13 protein-coding genes are annotated in these 14,783 nt (G+C 67.5%); 2 read left to right on the top strand and 11 right to left on the bottom strand.

Features of this window, described 5'->3' with window-relative positions:
* Positions 1-114 precede the first annotated feature (114 nt).
* On the top strand, positions 115-468 hold the full coding sequence (locus tag D3226_RS12010; RefSeq protein ID WP_202382834.1) for an RNA polymerase-binding protein RbpA: 354 nt from the start codon (positions 115-117) through the stop codon (positions 466-468).
* On the opposite strand, the gene lnt is transcribed toward D3226_RS12010, so the two are convergent.
* The 8 genes from lnt to D3226_RS12050 form a co-directional block, all read right to left on the bottom strand.
* Positions 438-2,057, bottom strand: coding sequence for an apolipoprotein N-acyltransferase (gene lnt / locus D3226_RS12015; RefSeq protein WP_202382835.1), 1,620 nt, complete (start codon positions 2,055-2,057; stop codon positions 438-440). The two genes, D3226_RS12010 and lnt, sit on opposite strands and share 31 nt — an antisense overlap.
* On the bottom strand, positions 2,054-4,285 hold the full coding sequence (locus tag D3226_RS12020; protein ID WP_202382836.1) for a DEAD/DEAH box helicase: 2,232 nt from the start codon (positions 4,283-4,285) through the stop codon (positions 2,054-2,056). Before D3226_RS12020 ends, lnt begins: the two co-directional genes overlap by 4 nt.
* Positions 4,282-5,118: a twin-arginine translocase subunit TatC gene (tatC, locus tag D3226_RS12025; RefSeq protein ID WP_202382837.1), complete on the bottom strand. Its 837-nt coding sequence runs from the start codon at positions 5,116-5,118 to the stop codon at positions 4,282-4,284. The genes D3226_RS12020 and tatC overlap by 4 nt, the downstream gene beginning before the upstream one ends.
* Positions 5,119-5,161: 43 nt before the next feature.
* Complete coding sequence (locus D3226_RS12030) at positions 5,162-6,127, bottom strand: helix-turn-helix transcriptional regulator (RefSeq protein ID WP_202382838.1); 966 nt, start codon at positions 6,125-6,127, stop codon at positions 5,162-5,164.
* Positions 6,120-7,127 carry a WYL domain-containing protein gene (locus D3226_RS12035; protein ID WP_202382839.1) on the bottom strand — a complete coding sequence of 336 codons (1,008 nt, stop codon included), beginning with the start codon at positions 7,125-7,127 and terminating at the stop codon, positions 6,120-6,122. Before D3226_RS12035 ends, D3226_RS12030 begins: the two co-directional genes overlap by 8 nt.
* A gap of 8 nt (positions 7,128-7,135) precedes the next feature.
* Complete coding sequence (locus D3226_RS12040; protein ID WP_202382840.1) at positions 7,136-8,062, bottom strand: peptidylprolyl isomerase; 927 nt, start codon at positions 8,060-8,062, stop codon at positions 7,136-7,138.
* A 93-nt stretch (positions 8,063-8,155) separates the two neighbouring features.
* Positions 8,156-9,220, bottom strand: a complete 1,065-nt coding sequence (locus tag D3226_RS12045) for a class I SAM-dependent methyltransferase (protein WP_202382841.1) — start codon at positions 9,218-9,220, stop codon at positions 8,156-8,158.
* Positions 9,217-9,945 (bottom strand): HAD family hydrolase, encoded by a 729-nt coding sequence (locus D3226_RS12050; protein ID WP_237462805.1) that lies wholly within the window; start codon positions 9,943-9,945, stop codon positions 9,217-9,219. The genes D3226_RS12045 and D3226_RS12050 overlap by 4 nt, the downstream gene beginning before the upstream one ends.
* Before the next feature lie 96 nt (positions 9,946-10,041).
* Between D3226_RS12050 and D3226_RS12055 the strand changes: the two genes are divergently transcribed.
* Positions 10,042-11,070 (top strand): PAC2 family protein, encoded by a 1,029-nt coding sequence (locus tag D3226_RS12055; RefSeq protein ID WP_202382842.1) that lies wholly within the window; start codon positions 10,042-10,044, stop codon positions 11,068-11,070.
* 116 nt (positions 11,071-11,186) lie between these two features.
* On the opposite strand, the gene mshC is transcribed toward D3226_RS12055, so the two are convergent.
* The 3 genes from mshC to D3226_RS12070 all read right to left on the bottom strand — a co-directional run bounded on the left by mshC (position 11,187) and on the right by D3226_RS12070 (position 14,738).
* A complete protein-coding gene (gene mshC / locus D3226_RS12060; protein WP_202382843.1) occupies positions 11,187-12,431 on the bottom strand; it encodes a cysteine--1-D-myo-inosityl 2-amino-2-deoxy-alpha-D-glucopyranoside ligase in 1,245 nt (414 codons plus the stop codon).
* A complete protein-coding gene (locus D3226_RS12065) occupies positions 12,428-13,306 on the bottom strand; it encodes an undecaprenyl-diphosphate phosphatase (RefSeq protein ID WP_202382844.1) in 879 nt (292 codons plus the stop codon). Before D3226_RS12065 ends, mshC begins: the two co-directional genes overlap by 4 nt.
* Before the next feature lie 118 nt (positions 13,307-13,424).
* A complete protein-coding gene (locus D3226_RS12070) occupies positions 13,425-14,738 on the bottom strand; it encodes a M20/M25/M40 family metallo-hydrolase (protein WP_202382845.1) in 1,314 nt (437 codons plus the stop codon).
* Positions 14,739-14,783 lie beyond the last annotated feature (45 nt).

Here is a 14,783-nt window from a genome sequence, read left to right on the forward strand (position 1 = left end):
GAGTACCCCTCAAGTGTTGGCATGGGGTTTCGGCGCACAGCCCAAACGAGTAGGCTGCGAAACACAGCAGGGGTGCGAGTCCAGGGCGTGCCCCGCATGCGAGGAGGTCCCACAATGGCCGATCGAACACTTCGCGGCACACGAATCGGTGCCACGAGCTTGCAGGGCGAAGAGGGCGTCGAGCTCTCCCCGCGCCGCTCCGTTGAATACCTCACTGATCGCGGGAATCGGTTCACCGTCCTGTTCGATGCCGACGCAGAGCCGCCAGCGGAATGGACTGATCAGCGCAGCGGCGAGCTGGGCTTTCTGGACGACGAGGCCGGCCGAACGGCGCGCGCTGAGTTCGAGGAGAAGGAGTCGTCGCAGCGCACGCCCTGGGACATGCTGATCGAGCGCCGCTCGCGGGAAGAACTCGAGGAACTGCTCGAAGAGCGGCTTCAGCTCCTGCGCGCGCGGCGCGGCTCGTAGCCCGCCCAGGCGCCCAGCACGAGGCCAGCGCCGCCGAGCAGCATCCAGACCCCCGCGATCGTCGCGCCCCAACGCAGTGCGGGCGTTTCGCCTGTGACGAGCGGCACTTGGGCGACGAGCGCACCCGAGGTGTGCGCGACGAGCGCATCGAGGTCCTGCCCATTGGGTGCAACAACCGCGCTCGTTCCCACCGTTGAGATGTTCACGAGCGCGCGGCCGGTTTCAATGGCGCGCAGACGAGCGATCGCGAGCTGCTGCACGCTCTCGTCGGTGCGCCCAAAGTCGGCGTTGTTCGTGGGGGCAAGGATTACTTCCGCGCCGCCGCGCACGAGGTCTTCGGCATGCTCATCGAACGTGATGTCGAAGCAGATCGCCAACCCCACGCGAACCGCACGCGAGGTGGTCTCAATATCGAAGGCGGCCGGTCGCTGCCCGAACGCGTACTCGAGCTGCACGAGGTCAACGAGATCGGGCGCGAGCGCGTGGAAGAACTCACGGTTGGGCATGTACTCCGCGAACGGTACGGGGTATCGCTTGTCATAGCGTTGCCCTGCGGCCCCATCGGGGCCCCACACGATCGCACTATTCGTGTAGCTCCCGTCCGGGTCCTGCAGAATCGAGCCCGCGACGATCGGCGCGCCGGCGCGCTTTGCGAGCTTCGCGACCTCCATTCCACGCAGGGGCGTGCCCGGAAGGTTGAACTCCGCACTGTTCTCGGGCCACACAATCAAATCAACTGACTCGCCCGCGGCCTCGAGCTCATCGAGCAGGCGCTCAGTCGCGGTCACGTGGTCGCGGTAGACGTCCCCCGACTCACGGTCGTCGAAGATGCCCGACTTCGAGTTCCCCTGCACGCCAGCAACGCGGAGCGTGCCAGTCTCGGCGAGCGGGGCTGCGGGGATCACCGCCAGGCCGAGGAGCAACACCGCAGCGGCGAGCAGCGAGATCGTCCGCACACCGCGTCTTCTCGCGAGCGTCGCGTGCACCTCCCCCGAGAGGAAGAACGCCGCCACACCAAGCGCGGCCGCAGCGACCAGCGCACCACTCAGCCCCGCAAACCCAAGCCACGACACCGACTCGGCAAATACCCCGCTTGCCTGCGTGTGCGCAACTCTGCCCCAGGCGAAACCGCCGTACGGCCACACCCCTTGCACGCCCTCGCGCGCAATCCAGAGCCCCGAGACCGTGAGCACCTGCGCCGCGATCAGCGCACCGCTGCGTTCCCGAAGCCACGGCACGCGAGGCAGCCCCGCAGTCGCCGCACCGGCTACAGCGCCGAAGAGTGCGTGCCACGCAGTCATCACCCCGCTCAGCCCGGCCCAGGGCACGGGCCCCAGGTACAGGGTGAGCCAGGAGATGTGCGGCCCCCAGAACGCGAATCCCATCACGGCACCAACAAGTGCACCGCGCCACGCGCGCTGCTGCCAGATACCGGCAAGCATCAGCGCCACGGCGGGGATCGCGAGCGGCCAGAGGCCCAGCCCGGGGCCAGCAGCGTCCAGGAGCAGCCCGCCCGCGGCCCCCGCAGGCAGCGCGATCCAGAGCGGCAGACGGCGGCGAGTTGGCTGCGTGTCTTCACCAGCGGTCATGACGTGCTCGAGGCCTCCACAATGCCTCGGCGAACACCACGCTTCGCGGCGCGCGCGAGCTGTGCCAGTTCGCCCAGGCGATCCTCATCGAGCCCCACACGCACCGCTGTCTCGCACGCCTGCGCCACCTGGTCGAGCAGATCAATCGTCTGCTTCGCCCAGCGCACAAAGTCACCCGCACCAATGCCGCCTTCGTCAAGCACGCGCTCAATCGGACGACCGGAGGCCCAAGCGTGCATGGTGCCCGCAAGTCCTGCGTGCGGCATCTCGCTACGCGGCAGCCGCAGCCGTTCCGACAAATCGTCGAGTTCTACCCAGATGTCGAGCACCCGGTCAAGCGCGGTCGAGAAGTGCGCCCCGCCCGGCAGCCGCGGCGATCCCTCGTCGTCGCGACGCGGCTCATAGCTGAGCACGCAGCACATCGCTGCGAGTGCGGCGGCGTCGAGGCCACGGAACGCGTCACGCCGCAGGCACTCGGCGACGAGCAGGTCGCGGTCCCCGTAGATGCGGCGCAGGAGTTCGCCGGGCAGCGTGACCTGCGGTTCCCCGGAGACGCGCTCCAGGTACCCCAGGCTGAGCAGCAGCTCCACGACGCGGTCAAAGGTACGCGCGATCGTGCCGGTGCGCGCGGTGACCTGGCGCCGACCGCGCTCAATCTTGCGGCGCAGTTTTCGCGCCCGGTCTTCCCAACGTTTCCTGTCGGATCCCTGCGCCCGCTGTACCGCGGCGTCGTAGCCCGCGAGCGAATCCTGCGCCGCTCGCAGCTCACGTGCCTGCTCGACGACCTCCCGGTCAGCCTGGAACTGGGCGAAGGAGAGCTCGAGCATCTCGCGCACCTTCTCTTCGTCCATGCGCTGCAGCAGGTTGACCGCCATGTTGGGCGTGGGCCGGAAGCTTGATTTGACCGGGAAAGAGCGTGCGCCGGCGAGGTGTGCCAGTTCCTCCAGTTCGACGCTGTCACTCCACACCACAACGGCGTGGCCCTCGACATCGATGCCGCGGCGCCCGGCACGGCCGGTGAGCTGCGTGTACTCGCCCGACGTGAGCGGCACGCGCTGCTCACCATTGAACTTGTCGAGCCGCTCGATCGCTACCGCCCGCGCGGGCATATTGATTCCCAGGGCGAGGGTCTCGGTCGCGAACACGACCTTCAAGAGTCGGCGCTGGAACAGCCGCTCCACGACCGACTTGAACGCGGGAAGGAGGCCGGCATGGTGCGCGGCGACGCCACGCTCAAGCCCAGCGAGCCACTCGCGCACGCCAAGCACGCGGCGCTCCTCCTCGCTCATGTCTCGAACCTCTGCGCGCGCGATCCGTCTGATCTCGTCTCGCTCCTCACGCGTGGTGAGCGTGATTCCTTCGAAGAGGCACTGCCGCACCGCTTGGTCGCAACCGTTCCTACTGAAGATAAACACGATTGCGGGGAGCAACTCGGTCTGGTCGAGCGCACGCACGATGTCTGCCCGCGACACGCGTCGCGTGCGACGCTGCGGAGGACGCCCCCGATCCCGACCGCCGCGTCCCCGCGAACGGCCGCCCTCGAGCATGCGGAGCTCGGGGTTCACCCTGCCCCGCGCAGCAAGCTCGCCGTCGCGGCCGACGTAGAGCGGCAACAGCTCCTTGGAGGTGAGCACGTGCTGGTAGAGCGGCACCGGACGGTGCTCCGAGAGAATCACGTCGGTGTCACCGCGCACGGCGTGCATCCAGTCGCCGAACTCTTCAGCGTTCGACACGGTCGCCGAGAGCGCCACGAGTCGCACGGGCCGCGGCAGATGGAGAATGATCTCCTCCCACACCGCGCCACGGAAGCGATCGCCAAGGTAGTGCACCTCGTCAAGCACCACAAACGCGAGGTCGGCGAGCGCGTCCGACTCCGCGTAGATCATGTTTCGCAGCACCTCGGTGGTCATCACCACGATCGGCGCGTCACCCCGGATGTTGAGGTCTCCCGTGAGGAGACCGACCTCTTCCTCGCCGTACTCCTCGCACAGCTCACGGAACTTCTGATTCGAGAGTGCCTTAATGGGTGCGGTGTAGAAGATGCGCGCGTCGCGTTCGCGCCGCGCAAGGTACACGGCGAACTCGGCCACGGTGGTCTTGCCGGACCCGGTGGGCGCGGCAACGAGCACGCTGCGGCCCTCCTCCAGCCGCTCGCACGCGGTCACCTGGAAGGCGTCGAGCGGGTAGTCGAGGCGGCTCGCGAAGAACTCGAGCGCGGTCTCACTCACTTCGTGTCCCCGGCGATATCGACGTCCACGTCTTCGGTGACGTCGATACCGTACTCCTCAAACTCTGCCTTCTTACGTTTGTCGACACGTTTATCGTGCAGGATCGCGATTCCCGCAGCACCGAAGTAGAGCAGGATCATCGGCACCGCGAGCAGGAACATGCTCATGATGTCTGCGGCAGGCGTGGTGATCGCGGCGAACAGGACGATGAGCAGGATCGCAACGCGCCAGCTCTTCAGGATCGACGCACCGCGAACCACGCCGATGAAGTTGAGCATGACGAGCAGCGCCGGGAGCACAAAGCCGACGCCGACGGCGAGGAGGAGCTTGATCGCAAAGTCGAGATACTTGCGCGCGTCAAGGAAGAACGCATCCTCGGGAGGCTGGAAGCTCGCCATGAGGCGCACGATGTTCGGAAGCACCAGCCAGCCTGCAAAGGCGCCGCCCAGGAAGAGCGGCACAGCCGCGGCGAGGAAGCCGACACCGTACAGCTTCTCGCGCCGTGTGAGCCCCGGAGCGAGGAACGCCCACACCTGATAGAGCCACACGGGCGAGGCGATCAGCACGGCGATGAACAGCGAGATCTGCACCTTCGTGTCGAACGCACCGGTGATGTCGCCGTACGCGATCGTGGCCTCGCGGCCCTGCTCCCCGAGCTGCGCGATCGGCATACGCAGCACATCCCAGACCCAGGGCGAGAGCAGCCAGCCCGCGACAAGCGCGACCGCAATCGCGATCGCCGCGATCATGAGCCGCTTTCGCAGTTCAACGAGGTGAGCGCCGAGGCTCATCTTGCCTTCTGGGTTGCGCTTCTTTCGCGGCTCTCGTGCCATTCGCTCAGTGTATCCCAGGTCGGTGCGCCACTGCCCGAGCGCCCTACTCTCCGTAGGCCGCGAGTGCGCGTGCCGCCCACTCCTGCACCGCGGCACGCGCCGCTGCCGGAGCTTCGATGGAGATCTCGCCGGGCGCGATCTGGACAAGCCTGATCGCCGCGTCAGCGTACCAGGCGTCGATTCGCACGCGCAGCACCCCGGGCGCGACCTCACCAAGCACCTCGGGCACAAACCCGTGAATGCGCGGCAGCGCGGCAGCAGACACGCGTGCGGTGATCTGCGAGACGTTCACAGCCGCTGGCGTCGCCGCTGGCGTCGCCGTCGGCTCCGCCGAGGAGGCCTCCGCGGAGTCTCCGAGCTGGGGGTCAAATATCTGGTCGACGCGGAAGGTGCGATCAGCACCTCGGTCTAGGCAGCGTCCGCGGAGATACCAGCCACCGGGCCGTTGGGTCAGTGCGTGCGGGATCACGGTCCGCTCCGTCTCCGTGCCCGAGGCATCGCGATAGCGGAAACGCACCGTGCGGGCCCCGTCGATCGCCGCTACGATCACCGGAATGCGCTCGTCCTCTGGGTCGGCGCTTACGCTCACCACGGGCGCATCGGTGGCCCCGAGCGCGGCGCCCAGTTTCTCCGCGGTGGTGCGCGCGAGCTCCGCATCGGCCGCGGGCAGCACCGCGGTGAGCGCATGCAGTCCGGCGATGAGCGCAGCGGTCTCGGCGGGTGCAAAGCGGGGTGCGTCCTCGACCGCGACGGTTCGGGTGAGGCTCACGAGGTCTTGCTCCTCGAGAGCGTCCCAGTCGATGTCGAAGAGGTCTTGGTCCTGATAGCTGAGCGTCTCCCCCGGTACCCCGGCGGTGCCGAGGAACCGCACAAGCGAGCGCAGCAATTCGGGTGTCACACCGAACGTTGCTGCCAGCTCCGTGGTGGGAACCGGTCCGTGCTCTCGCAGGTAAGGCACAAGTGAGAGGAGCAGCAGCACGCGGTCGGGGCCGAGCACCGGGTTAGCCATGCGAGTCCTCCTCGTGCGCAGCAGCAATGCGGCGAAGGCCGGTGATGACGAGCTCGCGGAGCGCCGCTGGCTCACTCACTGCAACCTCCGCACCATACCCGATCAGCTCGGCGGCCAAGAGGTGCGGATCAAGCATGCCGAGCGTCAGTTCGACCCCGTCCTCACTGCTGGCCACGACCGCAGCGCGGGGCGTGAGACGCGCCTCCGCAACGGTGCCGCGACCGACACGAAGCGTCGCACGCTGCGACTCGCGCAGTCGCAGCAGTTCAGCCACCGCGGGGTCGGCCCGGTCCCGCAGCTCGGGCGCAAAGCGGGTCTGCTCGATCGTCACCGCCCCGCTGATGCGCGCAAGCAGGAAGACGCGCTCGGCAGCGCGCTCAAGGTCCCACGAAATAAGGTGCCAGCGACCATCGGCCCGGTGCAGACGCAGGGGCGCGACGCGACGCTCGAGCGGAGCGTCTCGACCGGGAAGCGTGTAAGCGAAGCGGACCACCCGACCGGCGTCGATCGCCTCCTGCAGCGCGGCCGCTGCAGGCTCGGCCGAGCCGAGCCGAGGAGCAACGCCGAGGTGCTGCAAGTCGAGCCCAGCACCCAGCGCCTCGAGTTTCATCGCAGCGCGGCGCGACTCAGCGCTCAGGCTGCCTTCCTGCCACGCGAGCGCGGCGAGGCGGAGCAGCACGAGCTCGCGCTCGCTGAACCTCAGTTCGCTCGGGAACTCGAGCAGTTCCTTCGAGATGCGGTATCGCGTGAGCTGATTGTTGCCTGGCTCTAGCGGAGAGTCGAGGGTCTCGATGTGGATACCCAGCCCGCGCAGTTGCTCCTTGTCGCGCTCAAACTGGCGGTCAAGTGCGAGGCTTGACTCCCCTGGAGTGAAGCGCTCGGCGTAGCCATACACCGAGGACAGGAGCTCGCGCTTCGTGAGCCCCTCAGGGCTCACGACCAGCGCGAGGACGAGACTGAAGACCCGCTGCTCGCTGGGAACCGTCGAGCGTGCGACCACTCGCGACCTCAGTTGACGCCGAGGATGTCGACGACCACCACGCGGGCCGAACCGCCCTCGTTCTCCACGATGACCACCTGCGAACCGACCTGCTTGCCGGTCAGCTGCGCGCGGAAGGTGTTTCCGGACGCGGCGACCTGCTCCTCGGTGCCGAACGACATGAGCCCCTGGGTCCAGGAGTTCTGCTGGACGGTGCCGTCCCAGCCCACGCTGAGCACCTGACCGATGACGTTCTGGTCTGCGCGCACCTTTTCTCCATCGCCCGCGATGCGGACGGCAGAACTCGTACCCTTCGGCGCCTCGCGGGGCGGCAGCACGACACCGGGCTGGCCCGTCTCGTCCGTGACCACCGCGGGGTAGCCATTCGGCAGACCACGCACGGGGCCCTGTGCGGCGAGCGGGCTCGCGGAAACTACGTCGATCACGCCGACGAGCGATTCGCCCGGGGTCGCACCCAGCTGCATGGCGAGCTGCGCGCTGTCTGTGGGCGACAGCGCGAGCACGACCCGGTCTCCCTCGGCGGCGCAGCGCACAGCCTCGCTCAGCGGGTTTGCCATGTCCTCGGCGACGAGCAGGTACTCGGGCGCCATTTGGGGGTCGGCGAGTGCCGGGCTTTCGTACAGGGGCTTCGCGCTCTTCGAGTCGAAGAACGACATGTTGACGCCAACCAGCGAGCGCTCGCCAGCGATCGCGCCATCGCTCGCCGGCGCCGACACGATCGTGCGCTGCGAGCTGACGATATCGGTACCCTCCGGCACCTTCACCTGCGGCGTCGTCCCGGCTTCGCCGAGCACCACCACACTGTTGCTGAGCGCGCCAGGCTGCATGACGGGCGTGCAGTCAGCGCGCGCCGCCTCCTGCGCGGAGGTGCAGCCGGTCAACCCGACGATGAGCAGCGCGGACGCTGCGGTTGCGGGAACGAGTCGACGAAGCATATGCACCTCTCGCGGAAGCCTGTGTGAACCCCGCCATCCTATCGAACGTCGGCTGATGCTCGCCGCATTGCAGCTCCCATCAGCCGACACGAACTAATTCTGGGTATCGGTATCCGGTGTATCGGCACGGCGCTCACTCGCAAAGTTGCGCGCTTCGCGCACCTTCTTCCGCAGCACCTTCTCGCTCTTCTGACGCTCACCGACCACCTCGGGAGTCCACACCTCGTCGCTCGACGCGCCCTCGGCGAGGTCGGGCAACCAGTTGGCGAGGTCTGCATCGCTGAACTCGCTCTTCGACGCGCGACGCTTGAGGCTCGGCACAACAGTGTTGGGCGCGAGGCGGCGTGCGGTGATGAGGAAGCCAGTGTGCGCCACCATGCGGTGATCCGGGCGCACCGCGAGTCCTTCGACGTGCCAGCCGCGCACCATTGTCTCCGAGGACTGCGGGTGCGTGAACTGGCCGCTGCGGCGAATCTGCTCGGCCGTGCGCGAGAGCTGCGTCACCGTAGCGACGTAGCAAATCAGTACACCACCGGGCTGCAGCGCCTCCGCGGCAACATCGACGCACTCCCACGGCGCGAGCATGTCGAGCACCACACGGTCAACCGAACCGGCAGGGCAGGTTGCGGGCAGCGTGTCCTGCAAATCGCCGACCGTGAGGGTCCAGTTCTCGGGCACGGAACCCGAGAAGGCGGCAACGTTCGCGCGAGCGACATCGGCGAACTCATCGCGGCGCTCAAACGAGAAGAGTTCACCCTGCTCGCCGATCCCACGCAGCAGGTGGAGCGACAGAGCACCGGAGCCAACTCCAGCCTCGACGACGCGCGCGCCGGGGAAAATGTCGGCGAGCGAGAGGATCTGTGCGGCGTCCTTCGGGTACACAATGGCGGCGCCGCGCGGCATCGACATCACGAAGTCGGAGAGCAGCGGTCGCAGCACGAGATACTCCTCGCCGCTGCTGTTGCTCACCACGGACGCGTCAGGCAAGCCAACGAGATCCGCGTGCGCGATCACGCCGCGGTGGCTGTGAAACTCCCCCTCGGGCACGAGCGTGATCGTGTTCAGCCGCCCCTTCGGTCCGGTGAGCTGCACGCGGTCGCCGTAGCCGAGCGGCCCGCTCGGGGCGGGGGTTCCGGCTGCTGTGTCCTGATCGCTCACGCGAGTTCTCCTGTTTCTGTCTGCTGCTGTGAATCACGACGGACGCTCGTGTGCGCCCGGAATCGCTCCGAAAGTCTATCGGCGTCCACGCCCGCGAGGCTCGGCCACAACTCGTGCGCCGGCACACCCGTGAGGTCAACGAGGTTCGGGATCCCAATCGCCACGGCGCCCGAAGCGTGCGCGGCGCGCAGGCCGCTGCCGGAGTCCTCGAGTGCCAGGCACTCTTCGATAGGCGCACCGACGAGCGCGGCGCCCAGATGATACGGCTCAGGGTCCGGCTTCTCGCGGCTCACCTCATCGCCCGCGATTGACGCAACGAAGTGCGCGTCCGGCGGCAGCAGCGCGAGCACGGCGTCGGCGATCTCGCGCACCGCCATCGTGACGAGTGCGCTCGGGATCCCCGCGGCGCCGAGCGAGCGCAGCAGTTCGACGGCCCCCGGACGCCACACGGGGCCGGCCTCGCGGAGACCCGCAATCACGCCAGCGGTCCACTCGTCGATGATCTCGTCGGCAGAGAGCGGCACGCCGAGCTTTTGGAAGACGCCGGCGGCGGCGCGCAATCCCGAACCGACGAGGCCATCACGCACCTCATCAGTCAACTCGATGCCGTATCGGCGAAGCATCGCCAGCTCGGCGTCGAGCCACAGTGGCTCGGAATCAATCAGGGTGCCGTCCATGTCCCACAGCACTGCCGCGGGCGTTCGCTCGGAGAGGATCGCGCTCATCCGGAACATTCTACTGAGCGTCAGCGGGATATCCTGGTGAACGATCGTCTCTGGACGTTCAGTTCGTTGTCCCGCAATCGCAAGGAGCACCTCGTCGTGACCGCCGCCTCTCCCGGGTACCCCCGTGTACTCATCGCCGCTTTCCAGGGCTGGAGCGACGCGGGCGACGCGACGAGCGACGTGCTGCAGCACCTCGCGGAACTCACGGGCGCGGAGCCACTGCACATTCTTGGTTCCGAGGGCTACGTGGACTATCAGGTGCACCGGCCGAAGCTCGTCATCGACGAGCAGGGGAACCGGTCGATCGAGTGGCCCGACACAAAGTTGCTCGGCACTGTGCAGCGTCCCGGTGCCGAAGATGATTCCGACGCCGAGACCGTACGCCGCATTGACGGTGGCCGAGTCACCGAGCTCTTCCTGCTCTCCGGTGTCGAGCCGGCGCGCGATTGGCAGAGCTTCGCCGACGAGATCGTCGAGCTCGTGGATGTCTGGGGAATCGACACCGTCATCATCCTGGGTTCGATGTACTCCGACGCGCCGCACTCGCGTCCCGTCGTCACGACCATTACGAGCGATAGCCAGGAGCAGCGCGATCGCACCGGCGCGATCCGCAGCACCTACGAGGGCCCAGCGGGCATTGCCAGCATCGTCGAGCTCGCGCTCACGGCCGCGGGCCTTGCCCCCATTTCGCTGTGGGCTCAGGTACCGCACTACGTGCACAGCACCCCCTCACCGAAGGTGACGCTCGCACTGCTAGACAAGCTCGAGGAACTGCTCGACGTCGTGATTCCGCGGGGTGAGCTCCTCACGCTCGCGAACGACTGGGAGGCGAACATCAATCGGATTGCCGCTGCCGACGAGGACATGACGCGCTACATCCGCGGGCTCGAGGAGTCGCGCGATGAAGCCCTCGCGGCGGAGACGACAGGCGACGCAATCGCCGCGGAGTTTGAGAAGTTCCTCGAGGACGGCTCGCGCGCGGCAGAGCCGCATGCTGCAGGTCCGGGCGACGCGACGCGTGAGGGCGACGCGGGCGACCAAACCACCGCAGACGACACGAGCCCCGCAGACGACACGAACCCCGCGGACCACACGAAGCCCGAAGGCTCCGACGGAGAAGTCTGAGATCTCGGGCGCACCGAGCGTTCCTCTTGAGCACGCACGCGAGTGCTCTAGCGCGCACGCGAAAACGCCGCGGGTGAGGATTCCTCACCCGCGGCGTTTCGTCGCCGAGCGGCGACCTAGAGCTTCACGCCGAGCAGTGCACGCACCGCGTCGGCGACGAGCTGCGGCGAATCGACACCCTGGTCGAGCGCCGCATCGAGCGTGGCCAGCATCACCGGCGTATCGAGGTCGTTCGCAAGCGCCGCGCGCAGCTGCTGCACCACCGTGCCCGCTGCGACAGGGTCAGCGCTGGTGCGCTCAAGCCCCGCTCGCCACGCCTCGAGCCGGCGCGTCGCGGTTGCCAGATCGGCATCGAGCCACTCCCACTCAGAGCGGTAGTGATGCGCGAGCAGGCCGAGTCGAATCGCGGAGGGATCAGCTCCGCCGTCGAGCAGCTTCGACACGAAGACGAGATTGCCGCGCGACTTCGACATCTTGTGCCCCTGGTACGCGACGAGGCCCACGTGGCAGTATGCGTGCGCAAGCGGCGTGCCTGAGAGCGCGGTCGCGTGCGCTGCAGTGTATTCGTGGTGCGGGAAGATCAGATCGGAGCCCCCACCCTGCACCGTGAACGCGCCGCCGAGCGCGCCCGTGGCGATCACGGAGCACTCAATGTGCCAGCCAGGTCGCCCCTCGCCGACGGGCGACTCCCAGCTCGGCTCACCCTCGCGTGCGGCGCGCCACAGCAGCGGATCGAGCGGCCCGCGCTTCCCCGGTCGATCGGGATCCCCGCCGCGCTCCGCGCTCAGTCGACGCATCAGTTCGGGATCGTAGGGCGCAACATCGCCGAGTCGCCACTGCGAGTCGCGCTCCGCCGCGGCGGTGTCGAAGTAGACATCGTCCGTCGCGGTGTCGCTCGTGGGCACACGGTACGCGAAACCGAGTTCGATGAGCCGCTGCACAGCGGCAGCGATCTCGTCGATCTGCTCCGTGACGGCGATGAAGTGCTCGGGCGGCAGCATGCCGAGTCGGTGCATGTCGGAGCGGTAGAGCCCGATCTGCGAATCGGCGAGGCCACGCCAATCCACACCGGTGTCGTTCGCGCGCTCGAGGAGCGGATCGTCAACATCGGTGATGTTCTGCGCGTACACGGTCTCGATCCCGGCGTCGCGCCAGGCGCGCTGCATGATGTCGAACGTGAGGTACGTGAAGGCGTGGCCCAGGTGGGTCGCGTCGTAGGGCGTGATCCCGCAGACGTACAGCAGTGCGCGTCCGTCGGGAATCGCGGGATGCTCCAGGCGCTCAGTCGCCGTGTTGAAAAGCTTCGGTGCGATGCCCGTGCCGGGAAGCTCAGGAACCTCGGGCGGGGTCCAGGTCCTCACAGCGCACCGCCCGTAGCCACCAGCGCAGTGCCCGCGGCGGTGGCGCCACCATCAGCGGAGAGCACGCCCGTGCTGAGCAGCACGATGATCGCGATGCCAAGCAGCACCCGGTACACCACGAAGGGCATGAAGCTGCGCTTCGAGATGTACTGCATGAACAGGCCGATCACGAACAGCGCGATGACGAACGCAACGATCGTTGCGATGATCGTGAGCCCCATCGGCGTGCTGTCAGCAGGCGCCTTCAGCGCTTTGAAGAGCTGGTAGAAGCCCGAGCCGAACACCGCGGGGATCGCCAGCAGGAACGAGTACCGGGCGGCAGCCTCACGGGTGTACCCCATGAGGAGGCCCGCGGTGATCGTGCCGCCCGAGCGCGAAACCCCCGGGATCAGCGCGAGCGCCTGCGCAAAGCCGAAACCGAGGCCGTGCTTCCAGGTGAGCTGATCCAGCGGGCGCTGCTTGCGGCCGATACGATCCGCGATCCCGAGCAGGATGCCGAAGACAATCAGCATGATCGCGACGAACCAGAGCGAGCGCAGCGTGCCCTCGATCTGATCCTGGAAGAGCAGCCCGAGCACCACGATCGGAATCGTGCCGAGGATGATCCACCAGCCCATCAGCGCGTCAGGATCCTTGCGATCGATCTTGCCGGTGAGTGACTTGAACCAGCGGCCGATGATGCGCACAATGTCACGCCAGAAGAACACGATCACCGCAGCCTCGGTACCGATCTGCGTGATCGCGGTGAACGCTGCACCAGCGTCGCCGATGCCCATGAGTTCACTCGCGATACGGAGGTGCGCGCTCGACGAAATCGGGAGGAACTCAGTGAGTCCCTGAATGATGCCGAGCAGAATCGCCTCGAAGATTCCCATGCTGTCCTTTCGTGGCGGACGCACGAGGGCGCCCCAGCGAATTCAGGCCGCCGTCCAGACTAGCCCACGGCGAGCGGCGCGCCCGTTCGTGTCTGGGCGCGGCGCTCAGGCGCATCGACTAGTAGCTGCGCAGCAAGTCGACAAGCACGCGGTGCCCAAAGTCGAGGGCGTCGAGGGGCACACGCTCGTCGACGCCGTGGAACATTCCAGGGAAGTCGAGGTCTGCGGGCAACCGGAGCGGGGCGAAGCCGTAGCCCACGATCCCAAGGCGTGACAGCGCCTTGTTGTCCGTGCCTCCGGAGAGCAGGTACGGCAGCACCCGCGCCTCCGGATCGTGCAACCGGAGGCTCGCCTTCATCGCGTCGACGAGCTCGCCCTCAAACGGCACCTCGAGCCCGATGTCAGAGTGCACCGTCTCGATCTCGATGTCTGCGCCGACGATCTCCTGAATCTTCGCGAGCACATCCGCCTGCTCGACGGGGAGCGAGCGCACGTCCACGAGCGCCTCTGCAGTGTCGGGGATGACGTTGTGCTTGTACCCGGCGGTGAGCACGGTGGGGTTGCTCGTATTGCGCAGGCTCGCCTGGATAAAGCCGCCGCCCTTGCCGAGGCGCAGCACCAGTTCCTCGGGCGCCACCTCGAGCGGATCCTCGCCGAAGATCGCGGCGATCTCAGAGATGAGCTCGCGCGTGGTGTCGCAGAGCGCCAGCGGCCACTCGTGCCGGCCAAGCGCGGCGATGGCCTCGGCGAGGCGGGTCACCGCGTTGTCCTGCCACACGCGCGAACCGTGCGCGGCGGTCCCCCGAGCACGGAGGCGAATCCAGTCGAGCGCCTTCTCCCCCGTCTGCACGAGGTACGCGCGGGTGCCGCCAATGTCGATCGAGTAGCCGCCCACCTCACTGATCGCGGTACCAGCGCCCGCGAAGAGCTCGGGGTGGTGTTCGACGAGGTGGTGGGCACCGTAGACGCCGCCGTTCTCCTCGTCAGCGAAGAATGCGAGCACCACGTCACGCTTCGGCTTCTCCCCTGCCCGCAGAAGCTCCGCGATCGCGGTGAGGATCATGGCGTCCATGTCCTTCATATCGACCGCGCCGCGCCCCCACAGCATGCCGTCACGAATCTCACCCGCAAATGGGTCCACCGTCCAGTTGGCGGGGTCCGCGGGCACGACGTCGAGGTGTCCATGCAGCACGAGCGCAGGCAGCTCGGGATCGCGCCCGGCGACGCGCGCCACCACGCTCGCGCGCCCCGGAGCCGACTCGATGATGGTCGGCTCAAGTCCGAGTTCGTTCAGGTACGCAGCGACGTAGTCGGCGGCCGGCCGCTCGGGCTCCGCGTCACCACCGCCGCGGTTACTCGTATCGATCCGGATCAGGTCGCGGGCGATGCGTACGGTTTCCGAAAGCTCGTGCTCGGTCGATTCGGTGCTCATGCCCCCAGGGTATCCGGCCAGCACGAGCTTTCGCGAGGGATTGCG

It is taken from the genome of Leucobacter chromiireducens subsp. chromiireducens (assembly GCF_016758255.1).
Classification (GTDB): Bacteria; Actinomycetota; Actinomycetes; order Actinomycetales; family Microbacteriaceae; genus Leucobacter; species Leucobacter chromiireducens.

Coding starts and splice junctions, on each gene's coding strand:
- D3226_RS12010 (WP_202382834.1), top strand. CDS start 115: ATGGCCGATCGAACACTTCGCGGCACACGAATCGGTGCCACGAGCTTG.
- lnt (WP_202382835.1), bottom strand. CDS start 2,057: ATGACCGCTGGTGAAGACACGCAGCCAACTCGCCGCCGTCTGCCGCTC.
- tatC (WP_202382837.1), bottom strand. CDS start 5,118: ATGGCACGAGAGCCGCGAAAGAAGCGCAACCCAGAAGGCAAGATGAGC.
- D3226_RS12030 (WP_202382838.1), bottom strand. CDS start 6,127: ATGGCTAACCCGGTGCTCGGCCCCGACCGCGTGCTGCTGCTCCTCTCA.
- D3226_RS12040 (WP_202382840.1), bottom strand. CDS start 8,062: ATGCTTCGTCGACTCGTTCCCGCAACCGCAGCGTCCGCGCTGCTCATC.
- D3226_RS12050 (WP_237462805.1), bottom strand. CDS start 9,945: ATGAGCGCGATCCTCTCCGAGCGAACGCCCGCGGCAGTGCTGTGGGAC.
- D3226_RS12065 (WP_202382844.1), bottom strand. CDS start 13,306: ATGGGAATCTTCGAGGCGATTCTGCTCGGCATCATTCAGGGACTCACT.
- D3226_RS12070 (WP_202382845.1), bottom strand. CDS start 14,738: ATGAGCACCGAATCGACCGAGCACGAGCTTTCGGAAACCGTACGCATC.